Genomic DNA, 16,991 nt, shown 5'->3' with positions numbered 1-16,991 from the left:
CTTCCATGTGAAATCAGGCTGGAGCAATCGGTGTGCGATGGACTGCCGCCGTCATCCTGCGAGCCTGACCGGACATGAATGCAGCAAAGTCAGCAACCCTTTCGTCATTGCGAGCGAAGCGAAGCAATCCAGAGGCGGCGCCTTGGTCGTTTCCTGGATTGCTTCGTCGCTTCGCTCCTCGCAATGACGACGTTCAAGACCTCATTCACGGATCGAATTTCGTCCAGACTTTGAGGTGCCCGCCGGGACGCGCTGTGCGCGGCTTGGCTGGCCTCGACGGGTGGCCACAAGCGCTCGGCCGCACCGTTCGAGGCGCGCTGCGCGCGCACCTCGGGCTGACGGCTCTGCAAGCCAGGCAGGCGCGCGCTTCGCTTATCGACAAAGCGCGCGAGAAGACCCCGTGTCACACCGGGCTGGCCAGCGGCTTGCCCTTTTCGACGATGTAGTTGACCATCAGCCGGGTCTTGGCCGTCGCGGGCTTGCCGCCGGCATGCGGGGTGTTGAGCGGCACCTGGAAGGCGTCGCCGGCTTTCGCGATCGTGGTCGGCCGTCCCTCGATCGGCAGTTCGAGTTCGCCTTCCATCACATAGGTCGACTCGATGCCCGGGTGGGTATGGCGCCCCACCACTGCGCCGGGATCGAGCGTCACGTCCATGATAATCGTCTCGTAGCCCGCGGCCGGACCGTCGACCCGGCTGAGCACCTTGCGCGTGACGCCGTTCGCCGTCGTCGCCGCAGCGCCCTGCGCAAACGCCTCGCTCGCCCCGAACCCCGCAACGCTGCAGATCGCACAGCCCGCAACCGCCACAAATCCTCGTCGTGTCAGCATGAATTCCTCCCAATGTCGAAAGCCCGTCTGCGCGGGCGTGGGGGAAGGATGGCAGAGCCGACGATCATTGGGAAGGAAGTTCTGGGAAGATGTTAGCAGCCTCGGCTTTCGAGCCTCCTAACATCACTCTATCGATAATGCATTCCTGATATTAATCACGTACGGATCGAGAATTGGGCGGAGATCAGTTGAGGGGTAAGCGACGGCGCCCGAGCACGCTGCCGGATGCCCACTAATGAAAGGGGCCAACAAGTTCAAAGTTGCGGTACGCCCGCTAGGGCCATTAGCGAATCTTGCATTTTATTGACGTTGCAGTCACTGGTTTAAACAAGACGGCCAAGTTGCTCGCCGACCATCGAGAGCAGTGACGCCTGCGCCTCGGCGTAGGCCTCGTCGCCGGGATGGCGTGGCCTCGTCGGCGGCGGATTAAATGTCACATCCGGCAGCGGCAGCGGGTTGCGGCCGTTGAGGTATAATTCGATCAGGGCTTCGTGGAGCCCGTGTAGGAACGCGAACATTCGCTTCATCTCGTCGATGTTAGTGCGCGCCAGCAGCGCGTCGAGTTCGTCCTTGGCGCCCTTATTGTGCGCGAGGTGGTCGCGTACCTCACCGTAGACCGACTCATAGATCTTACGCCACTCGCGGACCTGCTTGCGCAGCTCGCGCACGTCATCGATAGCGGTGTCGTGCTTTTCCTCTACGTATTCGGCGGCCTCTGCGGGGGCGATGAATTCCTCTTTGCGCTTGCGCAGGGCCTTGCGGTCGAGCTTTGGCAGGTTCTGCTCGACGGCCTTCAGCAGCACGCCGACGTTGTGAGCGGATTTCGTATCGAAGATGCGCCCGAGCCATATGAACGTCGACACGAACAGCGCGTGGTTGGTCGTCAACCAAAACATCGAATTCCTGTTAACGGCCGCCCGGACGTCTGGCCGCTTGGAGAGCAGGTCGCGGATCCCAAGGTAGGCGAAGAAGGTCTGCTGCGCGGCCTCCTCCTCCTTCCGGAAGATCTCGATCTCCTTCTGGATGTCGGGAGGCGACGGCGGGACGTACAAATTCTTTTCGGGCATCTTCGCAGCACACCATGGAGGCCCAGCGACGCGACCATACTTGCCAGTCGGCGTCCCACTCAATAATCATTTATATGCGGCAGCGGCTGGCCCCACCCTGAGCTGGTCGGTTTTACGCCGGACAAACCGAGCGTGCTGCGCCCGTAACGGGTCGACAGTCCGCGCCCCCGACTTCGCCCTACCCCTCAAACGCCTCGCTTGACGCTCGCCCGCTCCTCACCACCAGCGTCTCGTCCGGCTTCGCCAACGCCTCCGCCTTGTCCCGAAACCGGTTGGTGATCGGATAGCGCCGATCTCGGCCGAAGTTCTTGCGCGTCACCTTCACGCCGGGCGCGGCCTGGCGGCGCTTGTATTCGGCGATGTTCAACAACCGGTCGATCCGCACCACCGTGTCCTTGTCAAAACCTTCGGCGACGATCGAGGCTAGCGGCTCCTCGCGTTCGACTAAGCGTTCGAGGATGGCGTCGAGCATGTCGTAGGGCGGCAGCGAATCCTGGTCGGTCTGGTCTTCGCGCAGTTCGGCGCTCGGCGGGCGGACGATGATGCTTTCGGGGATCACTTCGCCGTCCGGGCCGAGTGCGCCGTCGGGTTTCCAGCGGTTGCGCAGGGTGCACATCCGGAACACCTGAGTCTTGTAGATGTCCTTGATCGGGTTGAAGCCGCCGTTCATGTCGCCGTACAGCGTGGCGTAGCCGACGCTCATTTCCGACTTGTTGCCGGTGGTCACCACCATGGCGCCGGTCTTGTTGGAGATCGCCATCAACAGCGTGCCGCGGGTGCGCGCCTGCAGGTTTTCTTCGGTGATGTCGCGCTCCAGGCCCGCGAACGGCTTGGCCAGGATCGCCTCGAAGCCTTCGACCGCCTGGGCGATCGGCAGCACTTCGTAGCGGATGCCGAGCAGCGTCGTCAGGCGCGCCGCGTCGTCGAGCGAGATCTGCGCGGTGTAGCGGAACGGCAGCATTACGCCGCGGACCTTGTCGGCGCCGAGCGCATCGACGGCGATCGCCGCGCACAGCGCCGAGTCGATGCCGCCGGAGATGCCGAGCAGCACGCCGGGGAAGCCGTTCTTGCGGACGTAGTCGCGCAGGCCGAGCACGCAGGCGGCGTAGTCGGCCTCGTCGCCTTCCAAGAGCGGCGCGACCGGACCGTCGCAGCGCCAGCCGGCGGTGCCCTTCTCGAAGGACAGCGTGGTGATGGTCTCGGCGAAGGCCGGCAGCTGCGCGCCGAGCGTGCGGTCGGCGTTGAGCACGAACGACGCGCCGTCGAACACCAGTTCGTCCTGGCCGCTGACCTGATTGAGATACACCAGCGGCAGGTCGCTCTCGGTGACGCGGGCCACCGACACCGACATCCGCAGATCCTGCTTGCCGCGCGCATAGGGCGAGCCGTTCGGCACGATCAGCAGCTCGGCGCCGGTCTCGGCCAGGCACTCGACGACGTTCTCGTAGTCCTCGGACTCCTCCAGCCAGGTGTCCTCGCAGATCGGCACGCCGACCCGGACGCCGCGGATCGTCATCGGGCCCGCGACCGGGCCGCGACAGAACACGCGCTTCTCGTCGAACACGCCGTAGTTCGGCAGATTGACCTTGTAGCGGATCGCCGCGATCTTGCCGCCGTCGAGCAGCGCGCAGGCGTTGTACAGCTTGCCGTTATCCACCCAGGGCGAGCCGATCAGCATCGCCGGGCCGCCATCGGCGGTCTCGCGCGCCAGCTCCTCGACGGCGGAGCGACAGGCCGCCTGGAACGCCGGCTTCAGCACCAGATCCTCCGGCGGATAGCCGGCGATGAACAATTCGGGGAACACGATCAGCGCGGCACCGTCCGCTGCTGCCTGCTTGCGCGCGGCGCGAGCCTTGTCGGCATTGCCGGCGACGTCGCCGACGGTCGGATTGAGCTGGGCGAGCGTGAGGGTGAAGCGGGCTGTGTCGGTCATGCCCAAAGATGTAACGGCCCCCCGCCCGCTCCGCAATCGGCGGGGCTAGACAAACCCCATGCGCTCACCGAGCGCGAACAGCCAGACGAGGCCGGCGATCGCCAGCGCGACGCCGACCGCGGCCGAGCCCATGTCCTTGACCCGGCCGATCTGCGGGTCGTGTTCGGTGGTGAGGCGGTCGGCGAGCTTTTCGATCGCGGTGTTGAGCAGCTCGACCACGATCACCAGCGCCACCACCGCGACGAGTTCGACCCGGCGCACCGGCGTGGTGCCGATCAGCCAGGCGAGCGGGACGGCGAGGACCAGCGCGACCAGCTCCTCGCGGATCGCCTGCTCGGAGCGGATCGCGAATTTCAGCCCGCGCCACGAATTGATCGTCGCTCGCCAGAACCTCAGCAACTGACCCGCAGCCCCTGTTGCTCGTCATGCCCGCGCTTGTCGCGGGGCATCCACGTCTTGGAATGTTCATCAAATGAAAGCGTGGATTTCCTGCTAGCCCGGCGATCCACGAGTTGAAGCAATGCCGCCCTCGCCATCTTGCACTGAGTCCTCATCCTGAGGAGCCCGGCAAAGCCGGGCGTCTCGAAGGATGGGGCCACGCAGCACCAGTGGCCCATGGTTCGAGACGGCGCTTCGCGCCTCCTCACCATGAGGTTCTGCGTGCGGCGGGCATCCCGATGGTGAGCGCAGCTTCCACCGGAAGCTGAGCCTTTACAGCCCCGCCGCCACCGGCAGCGGGCTGACCTTGCCGGCGCGGCCCTGCTTCAGGAGATCCGCGATCAGGAACGCCATGTCGATCGACTGCTCGGCGTTGAGCCGCGGATCGCAGGCGGTGTGATAGCGGTTGTTGAGATCTTCGTCGGTGATGGCGCGGGCGCCGCCGAGGCACTCGGTGACGTTCTGGCCGGTCATCTCCAGATGCACGCCGCCGGCATGCGTCCCCTCCGCGGCGTGAACCGCGAAGAACGAGCGCACCTCGGAGAGGATGCGGTCGAACGGCCGGGTCTTGTAGCCGGAGTTCGACGTGATGGTGTTGCCGTGCATCGGATCGCACGACCACACCACGTTGCGGCCCTCGCGCTGCACGGCGCGGACCATCGCCGGCAGATGATCGCCGATCTTCTCGTGGCCGAAACGGCCGATCAGGGTCAGCCGCCCGGCTTCGTTCTCGGGATTGAGCACGTCGATCAGCTTCAGCAGTTCGTCGGTCTTCAGCGACGGGCCGCATTTCAGGCCGATCGGATTCTTGATGCCGCGGAAGTACTCGACATGGGCGTGGTCGAGCTGACGGGTGCGATCGCCGATCCACAGCATGTGGCCGCTGGTCGCGTACCAGTCGCCCGTGGTCGAGTCGACGCGGGTCATCGCCTGCTCGTAGCCGAGCAGCAGCGCCTCGTGGGAGGTGTAGAAGTCGGTGGTGCCGAGCGAGGAATCGACCGCGAAAGTCAGCCCGCAGGCGCGCATGAAATCCAGCGCGCCGGAGACGCGGTCGGCCAAATCCGCATAGGCCTTCGACTGCGGACTATCGCTGACCGACTGCAGCATCCAGCGATGCACGTTCTCGACGCTGGCATAGCCGCCCTTGGCGAAGGCGCGCAGCAGATTGAGCGTCGCGGCCGACTGGCGATAGGCTTCGAGCTGGCGGCGCGGATCGGGCACGCGCGCGTCTTCGGTGAAGGCGATGTCGTTGATGATGTCGCCGCGATAGCTCGGCAGCTCGACGCCGTCGCGCTTCTCGACCGGGGCCGAGCGCGGCTTGGCGAACTGCCCGGCGATACGCCCGACCTTCACCACCGGCGAGGCGCCGGCGTAAGTCAGCACGATCGCCATCTGCAGGAAGACGCGGAACAGGTCGCGGATGTTGTTGGCGCCGTGTTCGGCGAAGCTCTCGGCGCAGTCGCCGCCCTGCAGCAGGAACGCCTCGCCGGCCGCGACGCTGGCGAGCTGCTTCTTCAGGTTGCGCGCCTCGCCGGCGAACACCAGCGGCGGAAACGTCGCGAGCTGCGCCTCGACATCCGCGAGCGCCTTCGCGTCGGGATAGCCCGGCATCTGCTGCACGGGTTTGCTGCGCCAACTCTCGGGTGTCCATCGCTCGGACATAGGACCAACTCCTGAAGAAAAGCCACGACTTAACAATGGTTCGCGGCGGCCGCGTTATACACAGCCTCCCCGCCAATCGCTAGACGGAAATCCGCCCAAGACTACAACCTGTTGCGTGGGCAACGGAAATCAATTCCGGGCAATCACGGACGCCGCGGCAAGCCGGCCCGCCGGCAGGCTACTCCGCGGCTTCGAGGCCGTAGCGGGCCGTGGGCGTCCGCATCGTCACCAGCTCTTCGGCGGCCGTGGGATGCAGCGCCATGGTGGCGTCGAAGTCGGCCTTGGTGGCTTTCATCTTCACCGCGATCGCCAGCACCTGCACCAGTTCGCCCGCCTCCGGTCCGACGATGTGGCAGCCGACCACGCGGTCGGTGGCGCCGTCGACCACGAGCTTCATCAGCGTACGGACCTGGCTGCCCGAAACGGTCGCCTTCAGCGGGCGGAAGTCGGTCTTGTAGATGTCGACGCGCGGATACAGCGACCGCGCCTGCGATTCCGTCAGGCCGACGGTGCCGACCTCCGGCTGCGAGAACACCGCGGTCGGGATGTTGGTGTAGTCGACCTGCACCGGCCGCTTGCCGAACACGGTGTCGGCGAAGGCGTGACCCTCGCGGATCGCCACCGGGGTCAGATTGATGCGATGCGTGACGTCGCCGATCGCATAGATGTGCGGGACGTTGGTCTGGCAGAATTCATTGACGGCGATGCCGCCATTGTCCGGGTTGATCGCGACGCCGGCCTTCTCGAGCCCGAGATTGGCGACGTTCGGGTGGCGGCCGATCGCGAACAGCACCTGGTCGGACGCGACGCTGGAGCCGCTCGACAGATGCGAGATGTATTCCTCGCCCGGCTTCTCGACGCGGGCGACGGTGCAGCCGGTCAGAATGGTGATGCCGGCCCGCTCCATCTCGGTGCGGACATGCGCGCGGACGTCCTCGTCGAAGCCGCGCAACACGTTGTCGCCGCGATACACCACGGTGACGTCGCTGCCGAGGCCGGCGAAGATGCAGGCGAATTCCAGCGCGATGTAGCCGCCGCCCTGGATCAGGATGCGCTTCGGCAACTGCTTCAGGTGGAAGACTTCGTTGGACGAGATGACGTGCTCGATGCCCGGGATCATCGTGCCGTGGTTGGGCGCGCCGCCGGTCGCGATCAGCACATGCTGCGCCCGGATCGTCTCGCCCGTCGACAGCCGTAGCGTGTGCGGATCCTCGAACACGGCGCGCGCCTTGACGGTCTTGGCGCCCGACTTCTCGACATTGCTGGCGTAGATGTTTTCGAGCCGCGCGAGCTCGGTGTCGATGTTGCGGGTCAGCACCCGCCAGTCGAACCGCGCCTCCGGGATGGTCCAGCCGAAGCCCGCGGCGTCGCGGATTTCATCGTGAACGTGCGAGGCGTGGACCATCAGCTTCTTCGGCACGCAGCCGCGGATCACGCAGGTGCCGCCGAAGCGATATTCCTCGGCGATCATCACGCGGGCGCCATGGCCGGCGGCGATCCGGGCGGCGCGCACGCCGCCGGAGCCGCCACCAATGACGAACAGATCAGTATCAAAGTCGGTCATGACGTGTTCGCCCTGGGGCTAAGGCCCGAAACTTAGTTCTCCGTCATTGCGAGGAGCGAAGCGACGAAGCAATCCAGCTCAGTGCACGACGCTTCTGGATTGCTTCGCTTCGCTCGCAATGACGGAATACGAGGCGGAATGCTCCGCCGCGCCGTCGATCAGATCGCCTTGCCGCGCTTGCGCATTTCGGCGCGGAACTGACCGTTGACTTCCTCGGCGAAGGTCTGCGCCCACTGGTTCATGTACTGCATGCTCGACGCGATCGCCTTCGGCTCTTCGTTCAGCAGCTTCTGGCCGAGCGGCGTCTTGTAGAACGTCACCAGGTCCTTCAGCTCCTGCTCGGTGAAGTCCTGCGCGTAGATCTTGGCCATGCCGTCGCCGATCTCCTTCTCGCGGCCGGCCATGTTCTTGGCGACCACCTCGGCGACCTCCTTGAGATCCTTCTGATAGTTCAGATTGGTCTGCATCAGGGTGTCCATGGTGCGCTGGACGATGTTCGGCACCGCGTTGGCATAGATGGTGTTGGCGCGCTTCAGCTCCAGAATCTCCTTGGCGGCAGCGATCGCGGCGGGGGTCGGCGGCTTCGCCTGCGCCATCGCCTGCCCCGCGGACAACGCGATGCCCAGCGTCAGGCCGGCGGCCAGCAGTGCTTTCGAGAGGTACTTCATTGCATGTCTCCAGGATGGTGGGCGCTACGCCCGTTCGACAGTTCGAATTCCTTCGGCGCCCGCGAGCACCACGGTGCTGGCGATCCCGATAAACAACCCATGCTCGACTACGCCCGGAATCGCCGAGAGGTACTGGGCCAAGCGAGGAGCATCCGAGATCTGCCCAAGATGGGCATCGACGATCCAGTGGCCACCATCGGTGACAAAAGCATGGCCGTCCTTGCCGGCGCGGAGCTTTAATTCGCCCGCGGCGCCGACCTCGGCGCAGGCTTTCTCGATCGCCCGGCGGGTCGCCGCGAGGCCGAACGGGATCACCTCCACCGGGAGCGGAAAGCGGCCGAGCCGGTCGACCCATTTCGATTCGTCGGCGATCACGATCATGCGATCCGATGCGGCCGCGACGATCTTTTCGCGGAGCAGCGCGCCGCCGCCGCCCTTGATCAGGTCGAGCCGGGTATCGACCTCGTCGGCGCCGTCCACCGTCAGGTCGAGATGGTCGATCTCGTCGAGCGTGCTCAGCCGGATACCACAGCGCTCGGCGTCGGCGCGGGTCGCCTCCGACGTCGGCACGCCGACGACATCGAGCCCGCCGCGAACCTTTTCGCCCAGCAGCTCGACGAAATGCTTGGCGGTCGAGCCGGTGCCGAGGCCGAGCTTCATGCCGCCGCGCACTTCCTCCAGGGCCCGTGCCGCCGCCAGCCGCTTCAGATTTTCCTTGTCCATCCGGATATCCCCGCTCCGCCAGCGTCCCCCGCGGCGCGGCATATCTAACGGCGTTTGCGGGAGAACAACAGGGCGGATTGCGGCCCGCCACTGCTTATGGGGCGGTTGCAGAAATCCGCGGGGAACGGTAGCGCTGATGCCATGAGCACAGTTCGCACCGTTGTTTTCGACCTGGACGGCACGCTGATCGACACCGCGCCGGACCTGATCAACGCCCTCAACTACATCCTGGTCCGCGAAGGCATGCCGGCCGTGCCGCTGGCCAAGGCGCGCAACATGATCGGCCAGGGCGCCCGGCGCCTGCTGGAGCGCGGCCTGGAGCTCGACGGCCGCGTCATCAGCCCGGACGACGTCAACCGGCTGGCGGTGGACTTCATCGACTATTACGCGGCCAATATCGCGGTCGAATCCCGGCCGTTCGAAGGGCTGGAGGCGACGCTCGACCACCTGGCGGGCCAGGGCTACCAATTCGCGGTCTGCACCAACAAGCTGGAATGGCTGTCGAAGCTGCTGCTCGACCAGCTCGGCCTCAGCTCGCGCTTCGCGGCGATCTGCGGCGCGGATACGTTCGGCGCCGCCAAGCCGGATCCGACGATCCTGCGCGAGACGGTCGCCAAGGCCGGCGGCACCCTCGCCTCGACCGTGATGGTCGGCGACGCCGGCCCCGACGTCGGCGTCGCCCGCCGGGCCGGCGTCCCGGTGATCGGGGTCGAGTTCGGCTACACCGAGGTTCCGATCGCCGAACTCAATCCGGACATCGTGGTCGGCCATATGCGGGATCTGCCGCAGGCCGTCACCCGATTACTGCCCGGCTAAGCCGGCCTGCGAGGGGTTTTTGCACGCCTGCGCGGCAAGCGGCGTTAACCAATACTTAAGATTGCGGCGCCGGCAGTTGCATGCGCACGCCGAGCCTTTTATGGTCGCGCCGGGGGCTGTGGCTGTTAGCCGCACCAAGGGTGGGTATCCATGCGTCGTTTCGTCGTTATCGCTGCGGCTGGCTTAAGCCTCGCCGGTTGTTCTTCTTTGTCGTTCGACGCGTTCAAGTCGGCACCGCCGACCGCAACCGTCCAGCTCGAAACGACGCCGCCCGGCGCCGAGGCGCTCGCCTCCAGCGGTCAAAGCTGCAAGACGCCCTGCTCGATCACCGTTCCCGGCAACGATTTCAGCGTGACCTTCAGCCTCGACAAGTTCCAGCCGGCGACGGTGCCGGTGACGGTCGTGGTCAATCCGGGCGACTTCACCACCTCCGCGACCGTGACCGCGACGCCGAACCCGGTGGTCGCTGAACTGCAGCCGCTGAAGCCGGTGCGCAAGCCGAGGGCCAAGCGACCGCGCGCGCCGAAACCGGCTGCCGCCGCCGCGCCGGCTGCCGAAGGCTCGCCGTTCCCCGCACCGGGCGCCGCGCCCGCGCGCTGACGCGGGTTGCGAGACGGGACGCGTGCGCGGCACACGATGCGATTGTGTGCCGCCCTGATCATGCCTACATATAAAGTCGAACGCCTGCCGCCGAGGAGGCGTGTCTGACAGGGCCGCGAATGATCAGTGATGTAATGACCCCGCGCGCTGGCGGATCGGCGATGACCGATCCGTTCGGTCGAACGATCAGCTACCTGCGGGTGTCGATCACCGATCGTTGCGACTTCCGCTGCGTGTACTGCATGTCGGAAGACATGACGTTCCTGCCGCGCGCGGATCTGCTCACGCTCGAAGAACTCGACCGGCTGTGCTCGGCGTTCATCGCCCGCGGCGTGCGCAAGCTGCGACTGACCGGCGGCGAGCCGCTGGTCCGCCGCAACATGATGTCGCTGGTGCGCTCGCTGTCGCGGCATCTCGACTCCGGCGCGCTCGACGAACTCACCTTGACCACCAACGGCTCGCAGCTCGCCCGCTTCGCCGCCGAACTGCGCGACTGCGGCGTGCGCCGCGTCAATGTCTCGCTGGACACCCTCGACCCGGAGAAGTTTCGCGCCATCACCCGCTGGGGTGATCTCGGCCGCGTGCTCGAGGGTATCGAGGCGGCCCGCGCCGCCGGCCTCGCCGTCAAGATCAATGCCGTGGCGCTGAAGGGCGAGAACGAGGACGAGATCCCGTCGCTGATGCGCTGGGCCCACGGCCTCGGCATGGGCCTGACGCTGATCGAGGTGATGCCGCTCGGCGAAGTCGGCGAAGGCCGCATCGATCAGTACGTGCCGCTGTCGCTGATCCGCGCCCGCCTCGCCACCAACTACACGCTGACCGATCTGCCGGACTCGACCGGCGGCCCGGCGCGCTATGTGCGGGTGGAGGAAACCGGCGGCAAGCTCGGCTTCATCACCCCCCTCACCCACAATTTCTGTGAATCCTGCAACCGGGTGCGCATCACCTGCACCGGCACGATCCACACCTGCCTGGGCCAGGAGGACGCGTCCGACCTGCGGCATCCGCTGCGCGCCTCGCCGGACGACGACCTGCTCAATGCGGCCATCGACCGCGCCATCGGCGGCAAGCCGAAGGGCCACGACTTCATCATCGACCGCAAGCACAACCGGCCGAGTGTGAGCCGGCACATGAGCGTCACCGGCGGTTGATATCGGCCGGCATCGGCCTTCTCTACCACAACCTTTTGATACGTCATCGGAATGCCAAATTCCGATTGACGGCATCCGTGCGCGCTGAAATGGTGCCTCCGCTTCACGCCTTGGCTGCAAGTGCGGGTTCGTACACTGCACGATCAGGGCAGATACGGGAGGAGTTGACCGTTGCGGGCTTTGCTGGGACTGAGCCGGAAAATCGACGCGTTCAACACACTGGTCGGGCGCTGGCTGTCATGGTTGATCGTGGTGGCCGTGGTGATCTCGTCCGCCAACGCCATCATCCGCAAGCTGTTCGACGTGTCGTCGAACTCCTTCCTCGAACTGCAGTGGGTGCTGTTCAGCATCGTGTTCCTGCTGTGCTCGCCCTGGACGCTGCTGAGCAACGAACACATCCGCATCGACATCATCAACCACACCCTGCCGCTGAAGCTACGCGGCTGGATCGACATGATCGGCCACGTGTTCTTCCTGATGCCGTTCGCCATCATCCTGCTGTGGTGGTCGATCCCGTTCTTCCTCGTCTCCTATCGTCAGAATGAGCAGTCGTTCAGCGCCGGCGGCCTGCCGCAGTGGCCCGCGAAATCGCTGATCATGATCGCCTGCGTGCTGCTGATCATCCAGGGCATTTCCGAGATCATCAAGCGCGCCGCGATGCTGGCCGGGACCATCCCCGACAGCAACGCCAAGCAAAGCAATCAGCACGCCGCCGAACTCGAAGCCGAGCGGCTGGTGATGCACATCAGCGGCGACAAGCCGTAAATCGAACTGTGGTCGTTGTCTTAGGGGGCTGGGTCGAATGACCGCAATGTTCATCCACTACATGGCGCCGATCATGTTCGGCTCCCTGGTGATCTTTCTGCTGCTGGGCTATCCGGTCGCGTTTTCTCTCGCCGCCAACGGCCTGCTGTTCGCCTTCATCGGCATCGAACTCGGCCTGTTCCGCCCCGACTTCATGCAGGCGCTGCCCGATCGCGTCTACGGCGTGATGAACAACGACACCCTGCTGGCGATTCCGTTCTTCACCTTCATGGGGCTGGTGCTGGAGAGATCCGGCATGGCCGAGGATCTGCTCGAAACGATAGGTCAATTATTCGGCTCGATCCGCGGCGGCATCGCCTATGCGGTGGTGTTCGTCGGCGCCCTGCTCGCCGCCACCACCGGCGTGGTCGCCGCCTCGGTGATCTCGATGGGCCTGATCTCGCTGCCGATCATGCTGCGCTACGGCTACGACCGCCGCGTCGCGACCGGCATCATCGCGGCGTCCGGCACGCTGGCGCAGATCATCCCGCCGTCGCTGGTGCTGATCGTGATGGCCGACCAGCTCGGCCGCTCGGTCGGCGACATGTACGAAGGCGCGTTCATTCCCGGCATCGTGCTGTCGCTGCTGTATGCGGGCTACATCTTCCTGGTGACGGTGTTCGCGCCGCAGGCCGCGCCCGGCCTGCCGCTGGAAGCCCAGACGCTGCGCGAGCCGGAGACCGCCCGCCATCCGCTGATCATGCCGCTGGCGGCGATCTCGGCGGCCGGCGCGGCCTATCTGTTCGCGGTGCACCTCGACCTGTTCGACTGGAGCTTGCCGGCCTTCGCCAAGATCGGCCTGTCCAAGATCGTAATGCAGGGCTTCTGGTTCGTGATCCTGCTCGCCGTGCTGTTCCGGCCGTTCATCGGCGTGATCCGCACCTTGACGATGTCGCTGTACATCGTGGTCGTGCTGTCCACCGCGGTCGGCATCCTGGCGATGAGCTTCACCGACGTCAAAGGCGGCGCCGACTACGTCGTGCTGACCATGTCGGTGACGGTGGGCCTGTCGTTCGTGATCGCGGTGCTCAACAAGGTGACGCGGCTCAATCTGCTCTCCAAGCTCGCCGAGCAGGTCGTGTTCGTGATGGTGCCGCCGCTCGGCCTGATCTTCTTGGTGCTCGGCACCATCTTCATCGGCGTCGCGACCCCGACCGAAGGCGGCGCGATGGGCGCGGCCGGCGCGGTGATCCTGGCGTTGATGAAGGGCCGGCTTACCTTCGACCTCACCCGGCAGGCCACCGAGGCGACCGCCAAGCTGTCGGCCTTCGTGGTGATGATCCTGGTCGGCGCCCGCGTGTTCTCGCTGACCTTCTACGGCGTCGACGGCCATCGCTGGGTCGAGGAACTGCTGGTGTCGCTGCCCGGCGGCCAGATCGGCTTCCTGATCTTCGTCAACGCCTTCGTGTTCGTGCTGGCGTTCTTCCTCGACTTCTTCGAACTCGCTTTCATCGTCATCCCGCTGCTCGGCCCGCCGGCCGAGAAGCTCGGCATCGACCTGATCTGGTTCGGCGTCATCCTCGGCGTCAACATGCAGACCTCGTTCATGCATCCGCCGTTCGGCTTCGCGCTGTTCTATCTGCGCTCGGTAGCGCCGAAGGAATCCTATATCGACCGGGTCAGCGGCAAACGAATGGAGCCGGTCACGACCGGGCAGATCTACTGGGGCTCGGTGCCGTTCGTGCTGATCCAGCTGATCATGGTCGGCCTGGTGATCACCTTCCCGGCCATGGTGATGCACTACAAGGGCGCCGCCAGCACGGTCGATCCTTCGAAGGTGCAGATCGACCTGCCCCAAATGGACGCGCCGCCGCTCGACTTCGGCCCGCCGAAGTTCTGATCGAGGCGCAACGTCCTCCCCGTCATAGCGAGGAGCACCCGGATCGGCGCTCCGCGCCGTCCGAGTACAGGCTCCGCGACGAAGCAATCCAGCTAGGTGCACGGCGCTGGATTGCTTCGCTTCGCTCGCAATAACGCGTTGAGAGGCCGTGAGTATCAACTCGTCATGCCCGGCCTTGTGCCGGGCATCGACGCCTTGCTGACCGAAATGCCGAAAAGGCGTGGATGGCCGGGACAAGCCCGGCCATGACGGAAATAATCGCAGCTTGAATAAAAAAGCCCGGCCTCCTTGCGGAGGCCGGGCTGATTGTTTGGCGACGCTCGAGCTGATCAGCCGCGGGTGCGCGAGCGGATCATGAAGCTGTCGTAGGTGTATTCGGCGACCTGCCACCACAGATACTGATCCGAGCGGTAGGCCTGCATCGCGTCGATCGCCTTCTTGAAGTCCGGGTTCTTCGCCGAGATCTCGCCCCACAGCTCGTTGGTGGCCTTGAGGCAGGCGTCGAGGATTTCGTTGGAGAACGGACGCAGCTGCGTGCCGCTCGCCACCAGCCGCTTCAGCGCGGTCGGGTTCTGCATGTCGTAACGCGCGGCCATCCAGGTGTTGGTCGCTTCCGCCGCGTTGGCGAGGATCGACTGATAGTTCTTCGGCAGCGCGTTGAACTTCTCGAGATTGGCGAAGGCGTGCACGGTCGGACCGCCTTCCCAGAAGCCCGGATAGTAGTAGTACTTCGCGACCTTCTGGAAGCCGAGCTTCTCGTCGTCATACGGGCCGACCCACTCGGCAGCGTCGATGGTGCCCTTTTCCAGCGCCGGATAGATGTCGCCGCCGGCGATCTGCTGCGGCACGACGCCGACCTTCTGCAGCACCTGGCCGGCAATGCCGCCGATGCGCATCTTCAGGCCGCTCATGTCGGCGACGGTCTTGATCTCCTTGCGGAACCAGCCGCCCATCTGGGTGCCGGTGTTGCCGCAGGGGAAGCCGGTGACGCCGTGCTTCTTGTAGAACTCGTTGGCGAGCTCGTTGCCGCCGCCCTGATACAGCCAGGAGTTCTGCTGACGGGCGTTGAGGCCGAACGGCACCGAGGCGAACACCGCGAAAGTCGGGTCCTTGCCGACATAGTAGTACGACACGGTGTGGCACATCTCGACGGTGCCGTTCGAGGTGGCGTCGAGCGCCTGCAGACCCGGGACGACTTCGCCGGCGGCGAACACCTGGATCTGAAACTTGTTGTCGGTCATCTCGGCGACCTGCTTGGAGAGATACTCCGCGCCGCCGTAGATGGTGTCGAGCGACTTCGGGAAGCTCGAGGTCAACCGCCACTTCACTTCGGGCGACGACTGCGCGATCGCCGGTGAAGCCACCGCCGCGACTGCGGCGCCGGTTGCTGATACTTTCAGAAAGTCACGACGCTTCATAAGGCATCTCCTTGGTTGCCGGCGTTTCCCGGATTCCCGGCTCGCGTTGTCGGATAAGAATATATCCGTGCAAAGCCGATTGGTGGTGCGTCTCTATCATGATTGGTCAGCGGCGGAAACGTTGCCGGCGGCCGGATCATCGAGATTCAACCAAAGTCGAATCCGGCCAGCACGTCACGCCGGCCGCACCGCGGCGGGGCTGCGTCAGATTGCAGCGGCCGCTTTCAGCCTGTCCCGGACCTTGCCGGCGATGGTCCGATAGATCGCCGCGTGCGGGCCATTCGGCTCGCTCTCGACCACCGGCTTGCCGGCGTCGGAGCTGGCGCGAATCTCCATGTGCAGCGGGACCTCGCCGAGAAACGGCACGCCGAGCCGCTCGGCCTCGTGCAGCGCGCCGCCGTGGCCGAAGATGTCCGACCGCGTGCCGCAGTGCGGACACATGAAGTAGCTCATGTTCTCGATGATGCCGAGCACCGGCACGTCGACCTTGGTGAACATCGCGAGGCCCCGCCGCGCATCGATCAGCGCGAGGTCCTGTGGCGTCGAAACGATCACCGCCCCTTTCAGCGGCACGTTTTGCGCCAGCGTCAGCTGGGCGTCGCCGGTGCCGGGCGGCATGTCGACCACCAGCACATCGAGCTGGCCCCAATCGACGTCGCGCAGCATCTGGGTGATCGCCGACATCACCATCGGGCCGCGCCAGATCATCGGCGCCTCCTCGTCGACCAGGAAGCCGATCGACATCACCGACAGGCCGAAGCGCTTGATCGGAATCATGCGGCGGCTGTCGTCGAGCTCGGGCTTCTGCTGGATGCCGGTGAGGCGCGGCACCGACGGGCCGTAGATATCAGCGTCCAGCAGTCCGACGCGCAGGCCCTGGTCGCGCAGCCCGAGCGCGAGATTGAGCGCCGTGGTCGATTTGCCGACGCCGCCTTTGCCGGACGCCACGGCGATCACCGCGCGGACGCCCGGAATCTCGGCCTGCTTGGACATCGGCGACTGCGCACCGCCAGTCGGCGCCGGACGATGCGCCGAAGCCGGCGCGACGCCTGCCCGCTGCGGCTGCGCTGCACCCGGCTTGCGTTCCGCCGTCAGCGCGACCAGCACGCTGCGAACGCCGGGAACCGCGCGCACGGCCGCTTCGGCAGCGGCTCGCACGCTCTCCCAGGCGCGCGCTTCGGCGGCATCGACGTTGATCGAGAAGTACACCTTGCCGTCGGTCACGGCGATTTCGGACAGCACATCCGCTTGCGTCAGCGGCACGCCGCGCGGGGTCGCCACCTTGGTCAGGCTGTCGCGAATCTGTTGCTGGGTGACGCTCAATGCAAATCTCCTTGGCCGGTCGGCCCTGTACGAACACATGACATCGCAGGGTTCAAGGGCGGAATCGGACGGCCCAGACCTGCCCCTGTGAGCGCATCGTTCGGCGGCATCGATCGGGCTGCTGCACTGCGAGACGGGCGCCCGCCCTCGCCGCA

The 16,991-nt window shown here is 65.5% G+C and carries 15 protein-coding genes; 5 read left to right on the top strand and 10 right to left on the bottom strand.

Annotated elements, in window-relative coordinates; genetic code table 11:
• Window positions 1–403 precede the first annotated feature (403 nt).
• From IP86_RS15620 to rpiA, 8 genes are all read right to left on the bottom strand, one after another.
• The gene (locus IP86_RS15620) at window positions 404–829 is read right to left on the bottom strand and encodes a cupin domain-containing protein (RefSeq protein ID WP_054163456.1); all 426 of its coding nucleotides are present in this window, start codon (window positions 827–829) and stop codon (window positions 404–406) included.
• Window positions 830–1,152: 323 nt separating this feature from the next.
• Window positions 1,153–1,896: an AbiU2 domain-containing protein gene (locus IP86_RS15615; protein ID WP_054163455.1), complete on the bottom strand. Its 744-nt coding sequence runs from the start codon at window positions 1,894–1,896 to the stop codon at window positions 1,153–1,155.
• A gap of 178 nt (window positions 1,897–2,074) precedes the next feature.
• Window positions 2,075–3,829 carry an NAD+ synthase gene (locus IP86_RS15610; protein WP_054163454.1) on the bottom strand — a complete coding sequence of 585 codons (1,755 nt, stop codon included), beginning with the start codon at window positions 3,827–3,829 and terminating at the stop codon, window positions 2,075–2,077.
• 45 nt (window positions 3,830–3,874) lie between these two features.
• Entirely contained in the window at window positions 3,875–4,228 is a 354-nt protein-coding gene (locus tag IP86_RS15605) for a diacylglycerol kinase (protein ID WP_054163453.1), read from the bottom strand.
• 312 nt (window positions 4,229–4,540) lie between these two features.
• Window positions 4,541–5,929, bottom strand: a complete 1,389-nt coding sequence (locus tag IP86_RS15595; protein WP_054163451.1) for a class II 3-deoxy-7-phosphoheptulonate synthase — start codon at window positions 5,927–5,929, stop codon at window positions 4,541–4,543.
• 178 nt (window positions 5,930–6,107) lie between these two features.
• The gene (gene gor / locus IP86_RS15590) at window positions 6,108–7,493 is read right to left on the bottom strand and encodes a glutathione-disulfide reductase (protein ID WP_054163450.1); all 1,386 of its coding nucleotides are present in this window, start codon (window positions 7,491–7,493) and stop codon (window positions 6,108–6,110) included.
• A gap of 158 nt (window positions 7,494–7,651) precedes the next feature.
• Entirely contained in the window at window positions 7,652–8,161 is a 510-nt protein-coding gene (locus IP86_RS15585) for a DUF2059 domain-containing protein (protein WP_054163449.1), read from the bottom strand.
• A 24-nt stretch (window positions 8,162–8,185) separates the two neighbouring features.
• Complete coding sequence (gene rpiA / locus IP86_RS15580; protein ID WP_054163448.1) at window positions 8,186–8,884, bottom strand: ribose-5-phosphate isomerase RpiA; 699 nt, start codon at window positions 8,882–8,884, stop codon at window positions 8,186–8,188.
• 141 nt (window positions 8,885–9,025) lie between these two features.
• On the opposite strand from rpiA, the gene IP86_RS15575 reads away from it, so the two are divergent.
• The 5 genes from IP86_RS15575 (at window position 9,026) to IP86_RS15555 (ending at window position 14,095) form a co-directional block, all read left to right on the top strand.
• Window positions 9,026–9,700, top strand: a complete 675-nt coding sequence (locus IP86_RS15575; protein WP_054163447.1) for an HAD-IA family hydrolase — start codon at window positions 9,026–9,028, stop codon at window positions 9,698–9,700.
• Between the two features lie 150 nt (window positions 9,701–9,850).
• Window positions 9,851–10,300 (top strand): PEGA domain-containing protein, encoded by a 450-nt coding sequence (locus IP86_RS15570; protein ID WP_054163446.1) that lies wholly within the window; start codon window positions 9,851–9,853, stop codon window positions 10,298–10,300.
• Between the two features lie 119 nt (window positions 10,301–10,419).
• Window positions 10,420–11,451 (top strand): GTP 3',8-cyclase MoaA, encoded by a 1,032-nt coding sequence (gene moaA / locus IP86_RS15565; protein ID WP_054163445.1) that lies wholly within the window; start codon window positions 10,420–10,422, stop codon window positions 11,449–11,451.
• Window positions 11,452–11,622: 171 nt separating this feature from the next.
• Complete coding sequence (locus IP86_RS15560) at window positions 11,623–12,216, top strand: TRAP transporter small permease subunit (RefSeq protein ID WP_054163444.1); 594 nt, start codon at window positions 11,623–11,625, stop codon at window positions 12,214–12,216.
• Window positions 12,217–12,253: 37 nt separating this feature from the next.
• Entirely contained in the window at window positions 12,254–14,095 is a 1,842-nt protein-coding gene (locus IP86_RS15555) for a TRAP transporter large permease (protein WP_054163443.1), read from the top strand.
• A 329-nt stretch (window positions 14,096–14,424) separates the two neighbouring features.
• On the opposite strand, the gene IP86_RS15550 is transcribed toward IP86_RS15555, so the two are convergent.
• Together IP86_RS15550 and IP86_RS15545 are read right to left on the bottom strand one after the other, a co-directional pair.
• Window positions 14,425–15,513: a TRAP transporter substrate-binding protein gene (locus IP86_RS15550; protein WP_054163442.1), complete on the bottom strand. Its 1,089-nt coding sequence runs from the start codon at window positions 15,511–15,513 to the stop codon at window positions 14,425–14,427.
• 204 nt (window positions 15,514–15,717) lie between these two features.
• Window positions 15,718–16,836 carry an Mrp/NBP35 family ATP-binding protein gene (locus IP86_RS15545; RefSeq protein ID WP_054163441.1) on the bottom strand — a complete coding sequence of 373 codons (1,119 nt, stop codon included), beginning with the start codon at window positions 16,834–16,836 and terminating at the stop codon, window positions 15,718–15,720.
• Window positions 16,837–16,991 lie beyond the last annotated feature (155 nt).

The sequence above is a fragment of the Rhodopseudomonas sp. AAP120 genome (genome assembly GCF_001295845.1).
Classification (GTDB): Bacteria; Pseudomonadota; Alphaproteobacteria; order Rhizobiales; family Xanthobacteraceae; genus Rhodopseudomonas.
This window is presented reverse-complemented; position numbering and strand designations above follow the sequence as displayed.